Source organism: Tolumonas auensis DSM 9187 (assembly GCF_000023065.1).
Lineage (GTDB): Bacteria > Pseudomonadota > Gammaproteobacteria > Enterobacterales > Aeromonadaceae > Tolumonas > Tolumonas auensis.
Map to the genome: position 1 here is coordinate 2,241,775 of NC_012691.1, position 17,710 is coordinate 2,259,484.

The window sequence follows — 17,710 nt, forward strand, 5'->3', positions numbered from 1 at the left end:
CTAAACCTTCCATTTTATTTCACACATCAAAATAAGAAACAATAAAAATGCTTCAGACACTACTAATAAAATTGCCGGAACCAATATCCCCCATAGGGGGGTTAATAAAAAACTTAAAAAAACATTAAAAGATCCACAAATCACTCTAAATCTGACAAAAGTATTGTATTTGTTTGCAGCAAGCCAATAAATCTCCAAAACAACATTAGGAAACCTAAATAAAAAAAAGAAAGACATAATTGACAGAATTAAAATTGAGGGTTCATATTTTTCTGGATAAAAATACCCAAACAACCAAAAAGAAAAAAACTGATAAGACACAAAAATAGAAAAACCCAAGATAATCGAAAGAAAAATAGCTTTTCTTTGCCCAAAGATATCTTCTCCCCTAGATACCTTTGGCATATACAAAGACCATAAAGCATTTACAACAATCTGACCAATAGATATAAAAGAAGCAGCCGCAGAATAAATAGCAAGTTGAGATGATCCAAGTAGCCCTTCAATTAAAACCCTATCAAAACCAAAATATAAAAAGAAGGAGAAAAATGAAATAGTAAAAGGTAACCATAAACGCCAAGCAGACAATACCATATACAAAATTACATTAGGTTTGTATGCTCTATCAAAAAAACATTCAGATCGAACACATCTTAGATAAAACCAAAATAAATAAGAAAAAAACGAAAAAAGAGAGCCACTAGCAATAGCTAAAATCAAATCATTTGAAAAGTACAATACCGCTAATTTCAGTAAGAATGGCAAACTCTTAAAAAGAGAATCATTCTTTGAAAAAGACACCAATTCATTTTTTTTCTGATAAAAGAAGAAAATGTTTTTTTGCAACACTCCGTATGCATATGCCTCAGGTATATAAACAATAAAGATTAAAATAATATTATTATTGCGTCCCCCTAATAACAAATATGAGATGATAATAAACAACAATACAAAAAAGAACAAGTTTGTAGGGTAAAAAAGTCCATTCCCATTAGAATAACTTTGAGACAACCCCTTTTTGCTTAATAAAAAGTCCCTCAAACCTAAATCAGAAAATCCAGTTAAAACCGAAACTAGGGCAATACAAATTGCGAGCTCCCCATACACATTAATTGCAGTTAAGTGAGCCACAAAAATCAGAAATAGAAAATTTAGTGCTGGAGGCAAAATCATAGATAAAGCAACCGAGCAGACATTTATTAACTCTTTATTTAAAATCATTTTCATTTTCATATATAAAAATATTTAATCTGCTCAGTTGTTCTTGCCATTATTTATTACAACAAGCTAAATTCAAAAAGACCTTTTTTATTAGTATGGCAATACAGCTTAATATCATTCCAAACAAAAAGCTGACAACAATAATCAGAGTTCTTTTCGGTCCGTCCCTAGTCAACGGCTCACTCGGCGCCTGTAAATACCGGTAACTTTTTATATCAACCTTAAACTCCGGTAACTTTTTCAGCTCAGTTAGCATACGTTCTACTTCATAGTAACGTACCGGCATAGTTACAGGTTTATTTACCAGGTTATCAATTTGTGCATCAAGTGCTTTTGTTCCCAAGAAGAACAGCATATCTCTAGAGCTAACATTAGCATTACCCTGCATTGCACTGAGGTTTAACTCTTTGATATTCGCTTTTTCAGCTACACTTTTTGCTTTTCTAATAATGTCTATTGAATTATTTCTATCAGTCTCTGCTCTGAACTCAAGAAGTTTTTTTTCATTTTCTAACTCAGCAACTTCTTCTTTCAGTATAGTTTTTAATTCTGTGCTTTTACTCTTCCACACTTTTGCATTCAGTTTATCAACATACTGAATTAATAATTCTTTTGCTGTTGTCGCATCATTAACAGACAAAGATACAGAAGGGAATTTTACTTTTTGTTCATCGATTGGAACAACAGTTATGTTTTTTTCTATTAAATCATCTAATTTTTTTTCTTTATCTTTTTCTGATTTAATATTTATTACCAAATTATGGTAATAATCACTTTGTGACCAGAATTCGCGGCGTAAATCGATAGAGTTGGTCTGCTTCTGAAATTCAGTAAACACTTCTTTCGTTATTTGATCTGGTATTAGCGTTATAGCGCCAATAGTTGGCTTTTGTAAGGTACGTCTCAGCTGCTGAGTAAATTCATAGTATGAACCGATCTCTTCCAGCTTTGGCGCATCAAACACCGCTTTCGACGTCCACACTTCTTCTGCAGTAAATGCATAAATTCCGGCAACTAGGGTAGTTGCCGCTGTCACCAGTGCAATTTTCGCCTTTTGCTTCCACAGGGTACGGAACAGCTCCACCAGATCAATTTCGTCATTGTCCTGATAAGGCATTGGATATGGATAAGGCATGTTTGCTTGTTGCGGGAACTCTTTGTTATTCATAATTCACTCAAATTACTGTGGGTGATAATAATTCGTATTAAATAAAAGAAGGTTTTACTGAATTTTTTCTACGCTACCGCCCCTGGCTTACCACTGCCACAGTGCGGATGGAGACTTAGATTGTGAAGAAGGTTACTCAGCAACTGAGCAACCTTCCTGTGTTTGTAACATCAATAGTTATGCTTTATAGCCATTCGGGTTATTGGATTGCCAGCGCCAGGTATCCTGCATCATATCTTGCAGGGTACGCGCTGCTTTCCAGCCTAAATCATTAGCGGCATACGCCGGGTCAGCCCAACATTCAGCGATATCACCCGGCCGACGCGCAACGATCTGGTAGGCGATCTTTTTGCCGGAGGCCAGTTCAAAGGCGTTGATCATTTCCAGTACGGAATAGCCCTGGCCGGTGCCGAGATTATAGGTCAGTATGCCGCGTTCACGTTTGATGCGTTCAATCGCTTTGATATGGCCGATAGCCAGATCGACTACGTGGATATAATCACGTACACCAGTGCCGTCCGGTGTTGTGTAGTCGTTACCAAATACGGAAAGCTGCGGTAAGCGGCCAATCGCAACCTGACTGATAAATGGCAGCAGGTTGTTAGGAATACCGTTAGGATCTTCCCCCATCGAGCCTGAAGCATGGGCACCGACCGGGTTGAAGTAACGCAGCAGGACAATGCCCCAACGAGGCTCGGCTTTTGCTACATCACGCAGAATTTCTTCTACCATCAGTTTGGAACGGCCATAAGGATTAGTTGCCGACAGCGGAAAACTTTCATTGATAGGCACTGCATGCGGGTCGCCATACACAGTGGCAGATGAGCTGAATACCAGATCGAACACGTTATGCTGCTGCATCACTTCACACAGCGTTAAGGTCGCTGCAATATTGTTCTGATAGTACTTGAGAGGAAGGCGGGTCGATTCCCCGACGGCTTTTAACCCGGCAAAGTGAATGACCGATTCTATTTGGTGCTGGCTGAAGATGTTGTTCAGTGCTTCAGCATCACGGACATCTGCTTCATAAAACACCGGTTGTTTACCGGTTAATGCCGCAATACGGTTCAGAACTTCAGGATGTGAATTGCAGAAATTATCGGCGATGATCACGTCATAGCCGGCATTCAGCAATTCAACCGCAGTATGGCTGCCGATGTAACCGGCACCTCCGGTGACTAAAATGCTCATATTCTTCCCTGTAAATCAGTTTACCGATCTGCTGTGATTTTTATGGTCGGTTTCGTGCGGCTGTTATTGTATACAGGTCACTATACATAAACCATTAGTTTTGTTTCAGCAACAGCTGCACTGGTTAAAGCTTAGACACGGCAGCATGCGGATTGAATATGGTGAATGACTGGATAGACTAGATATGCTGCTGTATCGCTTCACAGAGTTTCATCGATCTCATCAACAGAAGAAAAAAACTCAAGACCAACTCGTTGAATATGTTTAAGTAATTCCGGATTGTCTATTGTATGCATCAGAACAAGATCGACTTTCCACGGCAGATAAAGTTCTTCAATCACATCGCTTAATTTAAGCAAATCGAACAACGTCAGCGCATTTGCTTCTATGCAAAGATCGATATCAGAGCCATTCCTGTAGTTCCCTTTTGCACGTGATCCAAACAGTATTACTTTACTGATCCGGGGTTCTGAGCGAAAAATATGCTTTAGTTGCTCGACAACCTGTATCGGTAGCCCGTATTTTTCGTCAGTTTTCATATTGCGGCGCTTTTTAACTGCTGCATCGATAGCAAAAATGACATGAATTCTGCGTGATAGCGATTAAGGATAAGATCTGTTATCTCATCGGCTATTCCCTGATTGTAGGTATGTGAAGTCTGGTTGCGACTTTTTATCATCGACATCCAAACATCTCCGTTTGTTACCAAATTTTTGCTGAAAGCTTCGCGAACTGCATCACGTGATCCGGTAATAGCTGGATTCCCTTGATAGGCAAAATAGTCTTTCATGACATTCCATGCCAATTCATGAGTAAATTCAAAAGATTGAATCAGCCCCTGTTTTTCAAGGTTAGATAGCGGGCGCTGTCCTGCCAGCTCAACAGCTTCTGTCAAATTAGATAATGCTCTACTGTAGTTTTCGAGCCGTTGCAGCCAACGAATATCCGGATCCATAACACTCTCATCACAAATGTAGTGTCTATCAGTGTAATGGATTGTGACTACTGAGCCAACACTGAGGGGGAACCAGGCTCAACATCTACAAAGTTGTATTTATGATGAAAAAAACGGGGTTAAGCACAAAAACAAAGGGCGCTTATAAGCGCCCTTAAAGTGATATCCATCAACCCAGCGAGTCGACGTCTTCGATTTTGGTATGACGTACATCTTTGCCTTTGACGCAGTAGATGATGTAGTCACTGATGTGCTGGCAGCGATCGCCGATACGTTCGATAGAACGGGCGGCCCAGAGCACGTCCAGTACCTGCGGGATGGTGCGCGGGTCTTCCATCATATAGGTCATCAGTTCACGAATGATAGACTCATACTGACGGTCGATCTTGTCGTCTTCATGGTACAGACGTACTGCTGCTTCAACGTCCATGCGGGCGAAGGCATCCAGTGCATCGTGCAGCATTTTGATCGCCAGACGGCCCATGCTGTCGAGTGATACCAGCGGTGGCTGGGTACGGCCGGCATTATTCAGCACCATACGGGCCAGTTTATCGGCCACATCGCCCATCCGTTCCAGATCGGTCACGGTTTTGGAGATCATCAGGATCAGACGCAAGTCGCTTGCGGCCGGCTGACGTTTGGCAATAATGCGGGTGCACTCTTCGTCAATGGCGATCTCCATCGCATTGACTTTGAGATCCGTTTCAACGATGTTGCGAGCCAGCTCGACATCCTGCGAATGGATTGCTTCCAGCGCATTACTCAGTTGCTGTTCGACCATGCCGCCCATGGCTAACACGCTGCTGCGGATGGTTTCCAGTTCGGTATTAAACTGACCGGAAATATGTTTGTTGACTTCCACGTTAACCTCCCGGGCTTATTAACCGTAACGACCAGTGATGTAGTCTTCGGTTTTCTTCATCTTCGGCTTGGTGAAGATAGTGTTGGTGTCACAGTATTCGATCAGTTCGCCCATATACATAAAGGCAGTCTGATCAGAAACACGCGCTGCCTGTTGCATATTATGCGTTACGATCACAACGGTGTATTTGCTTTTCAGCTCATTAATCAATTCTTCGATGGTTAACGTTGAAATTGGATCCAGTGCTGAGGTTGGTTCGTCCAGCAGCAGAACTTCCGGTTCAATCGCGATAGCGCGGGCAATCACCAGACGTTGTTGCTGACCACCGGACAGACCGAATGCATTTTCATTCAGACGATCTTTTACTTCTTCCCACAAAGCGGCACCACGCAGACTGCGTTCTACGGCTTCATCTAACTGACGGCGGTCGTTGATACCCTGCAGACGCAGGCCATAAACCACGTTTTCATAGATAGATTTCGGGAACGGGTTCGGACGCTGGAACACCATACCCACACGACGACGCAAGGCAGCAACATCGACACTGCGGTCGTAAATGTTTTTGCCGTGCAGCAGGATCTCGCCTTCAATGCGGCAGATCTCGACCAGATCGTTCATGCGGTTGATGCAGCGCAGCAGGGTGGATTTACCACAACCTGACGGACCGATGAAGGCCGTGACCTGCCCTTTCGGGATCTTCATGCTGACATCAAACAGAGCCTGTTTATTGCCGTAATACAGATCCAGTCCTTTAACTTCCAGCGCTGTTTTGTCTTCCGCCAAGTTGACCAGGTCAAGGGCTTCGCTGTTACTGATAGTCGGGGTTACATTGATCATATTTTCCTCTACTCCGGAAAAGCCTATGTTCCAGGGCGGTAAATTAGTTATCCAGCGCGCGATATTTTTCACGCAGATGGTTACGAATACTGATTGCGGTCAGGTTCAGACCGACAATAACGGTGACCAGCAGGAACGAGGTGGCATACACCAGCGGACGCGCCGCTTCTACGTTCGGGCTCTGGAAACCGACGTCAAAAATATGGAAACCCAGGTGCATGAACTTGCGTTCTACGTGCACATAAGGGAAGTTACCATCGAGCGGTAGTGTTGGCGCCAGTTTGACCGCCCCTACCAGCATCAGAGGCGCTACTTCACCTGCTGCACGGGCAATCGCCAGGATCAGACCGGTCATTATCGCCGGACTTGCCATCGGCAACACGATGCGCCACAAAGTTTCAGCTTTGGTTGCGCCCAGCGCCAGAGAGCCATGACGGATTGCGCTCGGAATACGGGATAACCCTTCCTCAGTCGATACAATCACGACTGGCAGCGTCAGGATCGCCAGTGTCAGCGCAGACCAGATCACACCCGGAGTACCAAATACCGGATTAGGTGACGCTTCCGGATAGAAGATACGGTCCAGTGAGCCACCGAGCATGTATACGAAGAAACCTAAACCAAACACCCCGTAAACAATGGATGGCACACCCGCCAGGTTGATTACGGCAATGCGGATCAGTTTGGTCATCGCATTTTTACCGGCATATTCGTGCAGGTAAACCGCAGCAACAACACCCAGTGGTGTCACGATCACTGTCATCAGCAGCACCATGAAGACGGTACCGAAAATTGCCGGGAATACCCCACCTTCAGTATTCGCTTCTCGGGGTTCGTCACTGACGAACTTACCAATCTGATGGAACCAGTGTCCTATTTTTTGCAACAGGTTCATCTGATTCGGCCAGTTCACATCAATCACTTGTGTCAGCGGAATACTTACTTCCATGCCACGCATATCTTTGATAACCAGAGTGTCATGGCTGGCCTGTTCACGCAGATCAAACAGACGTTTTTCCAATACCTGGTATTCTTTAGCTAATTCGGCGCGCTGATCCGCAAAGTCTTTCTGAGTGGCATCATTCCATTCGTTATTCAGCTGCAACTTGCGTTCTTTCATACGCAATTTTTCCAGCTGATAGTTGATGGCACCGATCTCGCCTTTTTGCAGATCATCTGCATCTTCATTCAGCGCACGAACACGGCTCAGATGTTCAGGTAATACTTTGTGAACATCTTCAGTCAGTGGCTTACCATCAACGACAAGGCGCTGAATGTAGCCATAGAAGTTACCGTTAGTCGATCGTTCCAGAATAGCCAGCTCTGCAGGTTCTGAACGTTGCTTGATATCCGTTTCCAGTGTCCAGCGGAAATCGAGCGGAACGAATTCACGGTTACCGGTCTTTATCAGATAACGGGTCAGTACTTCATCAACATTATCCGGCAACGTCACACCGGTAGCGCGGATACGGGCACTCGGCACCAGTTCTTCATCATATAATTCACCGATGATGACTTCCTGTTTACCGTTTTCTGAAATCTGCCATTCATAGATGGTGTGCGGCCAGAAATAAACCAGACCACGCCAGCCAATCAGCATCAGCAGACCAATAACGGCTACCAGACTGAGACTCACCGCGCCGCCTGTCATCCAGATCCAGGGAGAGCCTGATTTAAACCACTTTTTCATGCTGCTTTCGTCCTTTGATCCGATTACATGGAGCTGTATTTATCACGCAGACGTTGACGGATGTATTCGGCAATGCTGTTGAAAATAAAGGTGAACACAAACAGTACAAATGCGGCAAGGAACAGTACGCGATAGTGTGAACTACCGACTTCCGATTCCGGCATTTCTACCGCGATATTCGCCGCCAGCGTACGCAACCCTTCGAAAATACTCATGTTCATGATCGGGGTGTTACCTGTTGCCATCAGTACAATCATGGTTTCGCCCACGGCACGGCCCAGCCCCATCATCACGGCGGAGAAAATACCCGGGCTGGCAGTCAAAATGACCACGCGGCTTAAGGTCTGCCATGGGGTTGCACCCAGCGCCAGAGAACCTTGTGTCAGATGTTTTGGCACAGAGAACACGGCATCTTCTGCGATAGAGAAGATAGTCGGGATCACCGCAAAGCCCATCGCGATGCCAACGACTAATGAGTTACGCTGGTCAAACCGGATACCAATATCATTGGTAATGAAACCACGCACATTACCACCAAAGAAATGGGTTTCGAGGATTGGACTCAGCTCGATACAACCCCAGCCGATCAATACAATCACCGGCACCAGAATCAGCGCGTGCCAGCCTTCCGGCAGAGACTCTCTGATTTTGCGTGGTAATGCATTCCAGCCCATACCCGCCAGCAGTACACCCAGCGGTAACGAGACCAGCATCAGTACAATACCCGGCAGATTTTCCTCAATTGCCGGTGCCAGCCACAGGCCCGCTAGGAACCCAAGAATTACTGTCGGCAATGCCGCCATGATTTCAACGGTTGGCTTCACAAACGTACGCATACCGGCAGACATGAAATAGCCTGCATAGATTGCACCAGCCAGTGCAATCGGTACTGCAAACAGCATGGCGTAGAACGCGGCTTTCAGGGTACCAAATGCCAGCGGCACCAGACTCAGCTTCGGTTCAAAATCATCGGATGCAGAGGTGGATTGCCACACATATTGTGGTTCCGGATAACCTTCGTACCAAACCTCACTCCACAACGCGCTCCAACCCACTTCAGGATGCTCGTTGTGTACATGGAACAGCTGGAATTTATCCGCCTGTTGTACTAACAGCGCCGAGTTACGCGGAGATAGCGTAATGGCATCCAGCTTTCCTTCACCTAAGTTTTCAGCGTACAGACGCGCGTTACTGGTGGTGTAGAACAGTTCCACATGATTGTCACCGGATAAGGTAGCAAAGCCTTTACGACTGTGCTCCGGAGCCAGTTTACGAATCGATTGCTCGGCCTGGAAATCACGGATCTGCATAAAACTGCGGGAACCGTCTTTCAGCACTTCAAACCACTGAGAGATCGTACCGTTATCATTAGCAACCAGCAGAGATGAGGCACCACTCAGCAGAGAGATGTTGGTTACATTGGCATGCTGGGCATTGACCTGCAGAGAGGCTCGCAGGGTGATGTTATCCGGCGTCACGATGTTGTAGATAGACAGCAGATTGCCAACGCGGACCAGTAACACATCCAGATTAGGCGTCAGGATCAACTGCTCAATCTTGCCAGTGATCTCCGGTAAACGGTAATGCTGACTCTGCCATTCCACTTCACCGGAAAGGAAGTTCTCCTCACCAGCCTGTACCAGCAGCTGAACACCTGTTTCAGTGGCAAACGCAAATACACGTTTGTCTGATTTGGCTTCATATGCCAGATGAGTGATGGCATGACCTTCCTGATCCAGAACTACCGGTGCTTCACCCAGCGGATATTTAATTTCAGCCTGGGTAATGCGTGCTTTGCCTTCCGGATAAATAGAAGTAAATTCAGGCTGTAACACCTTTGCCTGACCGTTTGCCAGACCATAGATAATCAGCGGCTTACCCATTGCGGTATTAGCCACTGCAGTCACATTGTCTGACACCGTCTGGTGCAGTAATACGCCACCGACCGGATGGCCGGATTCCTTATCCAGAGAAAAGAAATCGACATCACCCTGATGACTGAAGCGATAAGCTAACTGATTCTGCTCATCGGTGCCCAAAATTGCGGTTGTGCCTTTTACCGGAACCTGTAATGAAACAGCGGATTCCAGTGATGCACCGGCAAAAATCGGTTTAACCACATAAAGCAGATAGAAAAAAATCAGCAGCAACGCAACCAGCACCAGAATACCTCCGGTGGTTACGCCGACACTGGCAAGACGATCCTTGGCACGCCGCTTTCGGCTGCCGGCCATCGTCAGATTGATCGATTCTGTTGACATGAAGACCTCAACTCCATTTTAGAGTACGGTTATTCTAAGGATTCCATATGACAGTTTTGTTACAACGCTGCCATTTACGTGTTTATTCAGCATTTAGTGTAGTCGCATCCTGTTTCTTGAGAGCTGTATTACGGGGATTGACACCAGTTTGTCATATAGTTGACATATAATATGACTGCAATGCTTTGTTATCTAAGCAGGTGCAGCAGTAATAAAGAGCAGTGAGGATCGGCATGAGTAATGACAAATTATGGCTTGAAAAAGAACTGAGCTGGCTTTCTTTCAACAGCCGCGTATTACAAGAAGCAATGGATAAATCTGTCCCCCTGATAGAACGGGTTCGTTTTCTCGGCATTTTTTCCAATAATCAGGATGAATTTTTCAAAGTACGCGTCGCCGATGTGAAACGACGGGTACTGATTCATAAAGAACATGGCGGTGATCCCAAAGCTGAAGATCTGTTACATATCATTCAGGATCGCGTCATGGAGCTTGGCAATATTTTTGATAACACCTATCACGAACTGATGATGGCGTTAGCCCGGCATAACATTTTTCTGATCAACGAAGAACAGACCAGCCCGGACCAACAGACATGGTTGCGCACTTATTTTAAAGAGAAGGTATTGCGCCATATCAGCCCTATTTTGCTGACCAGCGACAGTGACCCCGTCAGCTTTCTGAAAGATCAGTACACCTATCTTGCGGTAAAAATGAAAAAAACGGGTCACCACGGACAATATGCACTGATAGAAGTGCCGACAGAGCATCTCCCCCGCTTTGTTCCTGTACCCAGCGACGGTAACCGCGGGAAGAAAGTATTAATCATCCTGGATAATGTGATTCGTTTGTGTCTGGATGACATCTTTAGTGGCTTCTTTGAATACGATACGATCGCGGCCTATTCAGTAAAAATGACACGTGATGCGGAATTCGACGTATCGTCGCAGATGGATTTAACCCTGCTGGAAAAAACCAGTGAAGGGCTGAAACAGCGCCTGAAAGCCCTGCCGGTACGTTTCACCTATGATCGGGAAATGCCGCAGGCTATGGTCCAGTTTCTGACCAGCAAACTGGAAATGAGCCACTACGACTCGATTATGCCCGGTGGCCGTTATCACAACTTTAAGGATTTTATTGGCTTTCCGAATGTCGGCCGTACGTATCTGGAAAACTATAAACTGCCGGCACTGGACTGCCAGGATTTTGAACGGCATCAGACCGTGTTCCAGGCCATCTCCAAACAGGACATACTGCTTTACTATCCTTATCACAAATTCAAATACATGACGGAAATGCTGCGGCAGGCATCATTTGACCCAGCCGTCAGCTCCATCAAAATGAATATTTACCGAGTTGCCAGTCAGTCGCGTGTTATCGATTCACTTATCGATGCGGCAAACAATGGCAAACGGGTGACGGTGGTTGTCGAGCTGCAGGCCCGCTTTGATGAAGCGGCCAATATTAAATGGGCCAACCGTCTGAAAGATGCGGGGGTTAAAGTATTATTTGGCCTCGATAGTCTGAAAGTTCACTCCAAACTTTGCCTGATCACCCGCCGGGAAGGTAATGAGCAGGTGCGCTATGCGCATATCGGTACGGGTAACTTTAACGAGAAGACGGCGAAGATTTACACTGACTTCTCGCTGTTTACCCGTAATCAGGAAATCGCAGCGGAAGTGGATAACGTGTTTGAATTTATCGAACACCCCTATCGCCGGATTAAATTTAATCATCTGCTGGTATCACCGATCAATTCCCGCCGATATATTTATCGTCTTATCGATAATGAACTGACGAATGCCCGTGCCGGATTACCTGCTGAGATTACAATAAAAATCAATAACCTGGTGGATGATGGACTGGTGCAACGCCTGTATGCCGCCAGTCAGGCCGGCGTTAAAATCCGTATGATCGTGCGGGGTATGTGCTCGCTGGTTCCGGGTATACACGGCGTCAGTGATAATATTCAGATTATTAGTATTGTTGACCGGTTCCTGGAACACCCTCGCGTGATGATGTTCCATAATAATGGTAATCCGAAAGTGTTTATTTCATCGGCGGACTGGATGACCCGTAATCTGGATCACCGGGTCGAAGTTGGCACACCGATCTATGATGAACGACTGAAACAGCAGATCATCGATATGCTGGAGATACAGTTCAGCGATACCACGAAAGCGCGTGTGATTGATGCGGATCAACGGAACGGCTATGTTCCGCGTGGAAATCGGCGTAAAATCCGTTCACAAATATCTATTTACGAATATCTGCAACGATTGGAGTTACCGACTTATGCCGAATAACATGCTTGCTGCGATCGATCTGGGTTCCAATAGTTTTCATATGATGGTAGCCCGGGTGGTTGATGGTCGTTTGCAGGTAGTAGATCGGATAAAAGAGCGGGTTCGTCTGGCCGAAGGGATGGACGATTACAAAAATCTGTCGGAAGAGGCAATGAAGCGCGGGCTGGACTGTCTCGCGCTGTTCTCTGAGCGAATGCAGAGTATTCATCCGGATGATATCCGGATCACCGGCACCTATACCCTGCGCGTTGCCCACAACGCGCAACAGTTCATTGAACGGGCGAAACAACTGCTCGGTCATCCGATTGAGATCATTTCCGGTCTGGAAGAGGCCCGCCTGATTTATCAGGGGGTTTCTCATACTCAGCATACCCAGGGCCGGATGCTGGTCATCGATATCGGTGGTGGCAGTACCGAACTGATCATTGGCGAAAAATACCTGCCGATGGCGCTCACCAGCCGGAAAATGGGCTGTGTCACCTTCAGCAAACAATTCTTCAGCAATGGCAAAGCGTCAGAGAAAAATTTCAATGCGGCCATTTTTGAAGCGCTACATCAGCTTGAACCTATTCTGACGCAATTTACCACGCTGCACTGGCATCAATGTCTTGGCAGCTCCGGAACTATTAAAACCGTGAAAGAGCTGCTACTGGCTGCCGGTGGTGACGGGCAGATCACGCTGGCAGGACTCGAACATCTGAAACAGCAGATGATCCAGCAGAAATATATTGCGGAACTGGACTTACCTGGCCTGACAGACGACCGGCGTCCGGTGATCGCGGCCGGTGTGTCTATTCTGATCGCATTATTTCAGGGACTTGGAATCGAACACATGGAGTATTCTGACGGTGCGTTACGTGAAGGTATCCTTTATGAATTTGCCTCACGTCAGGAACAACACGATATTCGCGAGCAGACCGCGAAAGGATTAGCCGATATGTATCATCTGGATACATTGCAGGCAAACCGGGTTAAAAATACCGCATTATCATTGTTTGATTTGGTTGCTACCGATTGGCTGTTACCGCCCGATCAGATGCGCACGCTGTTAAGCTGGGCTGGCGCATTACATGAAGTCGGGCTGGTTATTAATTTCTCAGCCATTCAGCGTCACTCTTCTTATATTTTGCAAAACTCCGATCTGCCGGGATTTAACCAGGAAGATCAACAGGCGCTGGCAGCGCTGGTTCGTTTCCACCGTAAAGCCATTAAGGCCTATGAATTCACCCCGATCCCTAACTATGACGATCAGGCTATCTGGCGCACGATCCGTTTGTTACGTATTGCCGTAGCGCTGCATCATCGCCGTATGGATGATATCCTGCCACACATTGGTATCCGGGTGTCTGACGAGACGATGACGCTGATCCTGCCCCGTCGCTGGGCAGAGAACAACAAACTGCTGATGCAGAATCTTGAACGTGAGCAGAAGTATATGAAGGCGATGCTGTGGGAACTGGTGCTGGAACTGGTTGAGTAATCACGCGCTGTGATTACTCTTTTAACTGCTGTTTTGCCGCTTTCTTTTCTGCACGACGCCGGCGGAAAAAATTACTCAATTGCTGACTGCAGGCCTCTGCTTCAATTCCCCCGATCACACTAACGATATGGTTGTGCCGGGGATCGGTCAGAACATCAAAAACAGAACCGGCAGCGCCGGTTTTCAAATCACTGGCACCATAAACCAGCCGTTCAATCCGGCTGTGGATCATGGCTCCGGCACACATGATGCACGGTTCCAGCGTGACATAAAGCGTCGCTCCCAGCAGACGGTAATTACCGATATTCTGACCAGCCTGACGAATAGCCATGATCTCTGCATGAGCACACGGATCATGCCGGCAAATAGACAGATTCCATCCCTCACCGATCACTTCATTATTCAGTACTAATACCGCGCCAACAGGCACTTCACCGGCTTCTTCAGCGCGGCGGGCCAGCTGCATGGCATATTGCATCCAGTGAATATCTTGTTCTGATTGTGGCATGACGCATCCTCTGTGAGGTGCTTATTATGCCGGAGCAGGAAGGGGAAAAGATCAAGAAAGCAGAAAAATTTAGCCTGACCCCCAAATAGCAAAACGGAGCTCTGAGAGCTCCGTTGATATTCTGATCAAATGATTATTTGTTCAGGATTTCCAGTTGTTTTTCAACAACTTTAGCAGGAAGAGGGATATAGCCATCTTTCTCTACGATGTTCTGACCAGTTTTGGACAGCATCATTTTCAGGAACTCTTTCTGCATTGGATCCAGCGGCTTGTTCGGAGCCTTGTTCACGTAAACAAACAGGTAACGAGACAATGGGTAAGTACCGTTGATCGCATTGTCTTCAGTCGCTTCAACGAAAGTCTTGCCACCATCTTTAGACAATGGAACAGCTTTCACGCCTGAAGTTTTGTAACCAATACCTGAGTAACCCAGACCGTTCAGAGAAGCAGCTACTGACTGGACTACAGAAGCAGAGCCCGGCTGTTCGTTAACGGTGTTTTTGAAGTCACCTTTACACAGCGCGTGTTCTTTGAAGTAACCGTAGGTACCGGATACTGAGTTACGACCAAACAATTGGATATCTTTACCCGCCCACTCACCGGTCAGACCCAGATCACCCCAGTTGGTGGTAGTCTGAGTACCGCCACATTTCATAGTGGAAGAGAAGGTTTCATCCAGCTGCAACATAGTCATCCCTTTAATTGGGTTGTCTTTATGTGCAAATACAGCCAGAGCATCGATCGCTACAGGTACTGCAGTTGGTTTGTAACCGTAACGTTTTTCGAAAGCTTCAATTTCGCCTTCTTTCATTTTACGGCTCATCGGACCAAACTGAGAGGTACCTTCAGTCAGTGCTGGTGGCGCAGTAGAAGAACCGGCAGCCTGGATCTGAATGTTAACGTTAGGATACAGACGTTTGTATTCTTCAGCCCACAGGGTCATCATATTAGCCAGAGTATCTGAACCAACGGAAGACAGGTTTCCAGAAATACCGCTGACTTTCTGATATTCAGGCAGTGCCTGATCCACACCTGAAGCCCAGCTCTGTGACGCCACAAGAGTGGCTGCTGCAAAACCAACTACACTAACTACTTTGTTCAGTTTCATCCACTTTCTCCGTTGAGAATGTTCTCTAAGTTGACGCAGATAAGTATCGGCTATCAATGTGATCAATTTAATAAGAATAGATGACAGTTATGTGACAGCATCAGTTTTTTACCACCAGTATTTCCGGGATCCGGAAGCTGAATGTACTTCCTTTTCCCGGGGTGCTATCAACATTCAGCATACTGTCATGATGGCTTAGCGCATGTTTCACTATTGCCAGGCCAAGGCCTGAGCCTCCCGTCTGCCGGGAACGCGCCTTGTCAACACGGTAAAACCGGTCTGTCAGCCGCCCCAGATGCTCAAGCGCGATGCCCTCACCTTCATCAGTGACAGCAAAACGGGCTTGTGACCCGTCACGACGCCAGTCAACCGTAATTTTACGTCCGGCAGGCGTGTATTTAATCGCGTTATTGACCAGATTGGTCATGGCACTGCGTAACTGGTCTTCATCGCCATATATTTTGAGTTCCGGATCAACCTGAAACACAATTTCATGCCGTAATGAACCGCTGAGTGCTTTCGCCTCATGCTGTAACATGAGCAGCATTCTGGGGACATCAACAATCCGGTTCCGATCAATATCAGTTGCGACCTCGATCCGGGACAAGGTGAGTAGCTGGTCCACCAGACTATCCATCCGCATGGTCTGTTCCAGCATCACCTGCTGCATTTTTTTCCAGCGCGCCGGAGGCGGTAACTCATCCTCCAGCATTTCCAGATAGCCTTTCAGCACAGTCAGTGGCGTGCGCAACTCATGTGAAACGTTTGCCACGAAGTTTTTGCGCATGTTTTCGATACTTTTGATATGAGTAACATCACGCACGACCAGCATGAATTGATCCTCGGCATAAGGCATCACCCGGGCCTCCAGAATCTTGTCATCATTCACCGGCGATGGCATTACTAACGGTTCACTGAAATCACGCAGTTGCAAAAAACTGACAAAGGCCGGATTACGGATCAGGTTGCTGATGTTCTGTCCGGCATCTTCCGGCCAGCGGAACCCCAGACATTGCCAGGCCAGACGGTTACACCAGATGATCGAGCCATCATTACGACACACCACAGCGGCATCAGGCAGCGCTTCAGCGCCTTCACGAAAACGACGAATAACACTGGCCAGTTCACGGCGGCGTGCGCGGTGACGTTGCTGTAAACGGTAGATGCCGTTGAAGATCAGTTCCCAGGTGCCGGGCCCCTGAGGCGGGATCAGACTGCGATCATTCCATAGCCAGTCCTGCAGTCGTTTCTGATAGCGGTAAAACCAGAATATATGATAGGCACAGGCAATTATCAGAGCTTGCTGCCAGTAGCCCAGTAATACACCAACCACCAAAAAAGGTGTGTACAACACGACTATTTTTTTGATTATTGACGCCCAGTAATCAGGTTGTTGCATAAAATCCCTTAAATGCGGGAGGAGAAACGATAACCAGATCCACGTACAGTTTGTATCAGCACATCATGACCGGTAACAGCCATAGCTTTACGTAAACGACGAATATGAACATCGACCGTCCGGTCTTCAACATAAACGTTAGTTCCCCAAACGTTGTTCAGCAATTGTTCACGGCTGTACACACGTTCGGGATGTGTCATAAAGAAATGTAATAAACGGAACTCTGTCGGCCCCATATCCAGCGGCAAATCATTGGCTGTCACACGATGAGAAACCGGATCAAGACGCAGCCCCTGTACATCGATCACTTCTTCGGTTGCTGTAGGCGCTGAACGACGCATAACCGCTTTGATACGGGCAGTCAGTTCTTTCGGGGAGAATGGTTTCGTGATGTAGTCATCGGCACCGACTTCCAGACCACGCACCTTATCTTCTTCTTCCCCACGGGCAGTCAGCATGACGATCGGAATATTCCGGGTCAGTTCTTCCTGCTTCATCAGCTTGATAAACTGAATACCGCTGCCGCCGGGTATCATCCAGTCCAGCAAAATCAGTTCCGGATAAGGCTCTTTTACCAGCGCTACGGCCTCAGTAAAATCCGCCGCCTCGACTGGTTCATATCCTTTCTGTTCCAGCATGAAACACAGCATTTCGCGGATGGGCGCCTCATCTTCAACGACCAGCACTCGCATTGACATAATACAATTCCTTTTATGACAAATAT

The 17,710-nt window shown here is 46.6% G+C and carries 15 protein-coding genes; 2 read left to right on the top strand and 13 right to left on the bottom strand.

Features of this window, described 5'->3' with window-relative positions; all coding sequences use genetic code 11:
• The 9 genes from TOLA_RS10440 to TOLA_RS10480 all read right to left on the bottom strand — a co-directional run bounded on the left by TOLA_RS10440 (position 1) and on the right by TOLA_RS10480 (position 10,185).
• Entirely contained in the window at positions 1–1,221 is a 1,221-nt protein-coding gene (locus tag TOLA_RS10440) for an oligosaccharide flippase family protein (RefSeq protein WP_171804912.1), read from the bottom strand.
• 49 nt (positions 1,222–1,270) lie between these two features.
• Positions 1,271–2,389, bottom strand: coding sequence for an LPS O-antigen chain length determinant protein WzzB (locus tag TOLA_RS10445; protein ID WP_015879122.1), 1,119 nt, complete (start codon positions 2,387–2,389; stop codon positions 1,271–1,273).
• A 177-nt stretch (positions 2,390–2,566) separates the two neighbouring features.
• Positions 2,567–3,580, bottom strand: a complete 1,014-nt coding sequence (gene galE, locus TOLA_RS10450; RefSeq protein ID WP_015879123.1) for a UDP-glucose 4-epimerase GalE — start codon at positions 3,578–3,580, stop codon at positions 2,567–2,569.
• A 200-nt stretch (positions 3,581–3,780) separates the two neighbouring features.
• Positions 3,781–4,119 carry a nucleotidyltransferase family protein gene (locus TOLA_RS10455; RefSeq protein WP_015879124.1) on the bottom strand — a complete coding sequence of 113 codons (339 nt, stop codon included), beginning with the start codon at positions 4,117–4,119 and terminating at the stop codon, positions 3,781–3,783.
• Positions 4,116–4,535: a nucleotidyltransferase substrate binding protein gene (locus TOLA_RS10460; protein ID WP_015879125.1), complete on the bottom strand. Its 420-nt coding sequence runs from the start codon at positions 4,533–4,535 to the stop codon at positions 4,116–4,118. The genes TOLA_RS10455 and TOLA_RS10460 overlap by 4 nt, the downstream gene beginning before the upstream one ends.
• A gap of 169 nt (positions 4,536–4,704) precedes the next feature.
• A complete protein-coding gene (gene phoU, locus TOLA_RS10465) occupies positions 4,705–5,397 on the bottom strand; it encodes a phosphate signaling complex protein PhoU (protein ID WP_015879126.1) in 693 nt (230 codons plus the stop codon).
• Positions 5,398–5,415: 18 nt separating this feature from the next.
• A complete protein-coding gene (gene pstB / locus TOLA_RS10470) occupies positions 5,416–6,234 on the bottom strand; it encodes a phosphate ABC transporter ATP-binding protein PstB (RefSeq protein ID WP_015879127.1) in 819 nt (272 codons plus the stop codon).
• A 43-nt stretch (positions 6,235–6,277) separates the two neighbouring features.
• Positions 6,278–7,924, bottom strand: coding sequence for a phosphate ABC transporter permease PstA (pstA, locus tag TOLA_RS10475; RefSeq protein WP_015879128.1), 1,647 nt, complete (start codon positions 7,922–7,924; stop codon positions 6,278–6,280).
• 23 nt (positions 7,925–7,947) lie between these two features.
• Complete coding sequence (locus TOLA_RS10480; protein ID WP_015879129.1) at positions 7,948–10,185, bottom strand: ABC transporter permease subunit; 2,238 nt, start codon at positions 10,183–10,185, stop codon at positions 7,948–7,950.
• Positions 10,186–10,418: 233 nt separating this feature from the next.
• Here TOLA_RS10480 and ppk1 point away from each other — a divergent pair, with 233 nt between their 5' ends.
• Both ppk1 and ppx read left to right on the top strand, forming a co-directional pair.
• Entirely contained in the window at positions 10,419–12,491 is a 2,073-nt protein-coding gene (gene ppk1 / locus TOLA_RS10485; protein WP_015879130.1) for a polyphosphate kinase 1, read from the top strand.
• A complete protein-coding gene (ppx, locus tag TOLA_RS10490; protein WP_015879131.1) occupies positions 12,481–13,971 on the top strand; it encodes an exopolyphosphatase in 1,491 nt (496 codons plus the stop codon). Before ppk1 ends, ppx begins: the two co-directional genes overlap by 11 nt.
• Positions 13,972–13,984: 13 nt before the next feature.
• Here ppx and tadA read toward each other — a convergent pair whose 3' ends face one another.
• From tadA to phoB, 4 genes are all read right to left on the bottom strand, one after another.
• Complete coding sequence (gene tadA, locus TOLA_RS10495; protein ID WP_015879132.1) at positions 13,985–14,479, bottom strand: tRNA adenosine(34) deaminase TadA; 495 nt, start codon at positions 14,477–14,479, stop codon at positions 13,985–13,987.
• 133 nt (positions 14,480–14,612) lie between these two features.
• Positions 14,613–15,587 (bottom strand): PstS family phosphate ABC transporter substrate-binding protein, encoded by a 975-nt coding sequence (locus TOLA_RS10500; protein WP_015879133.1) that lies wholly within the window; start codon positions 15,585–15,587, stop codon positions 14,613–14,615.
• A gap of 100 nt (positions 15,588–15,687) precedes the next feature.
• Complete coding sequence (gene phoR / locus TOLA_RS10505) at positions 15,688–16,986, bottom strand: phosphate regulon sensor histidine kinase PhoR (protein WP_015879134.1); 1,299 nt, start codon at positions 16,984–16,986, stop codon at positions 15,688–15,690.
• A gap of 8 nt (positions 16,987–16,994) precedes the next feature.
• Positions 16,995–17,684 carry a phosphate regulon transcriptional regulator PhoB gene (gene phoB, locus TOLA_RS10510; protein WP_015879135.1) on the bottom strand — a complete coding sequence of 230 codons (690 nt, stop codon included), beginning with the start codon at positions 17,682–17,684 and terminating at the stop codon, positions 16,995–16,997.
• Positions 17,685–17,710 lie beyond the last annotated feature (26 nt).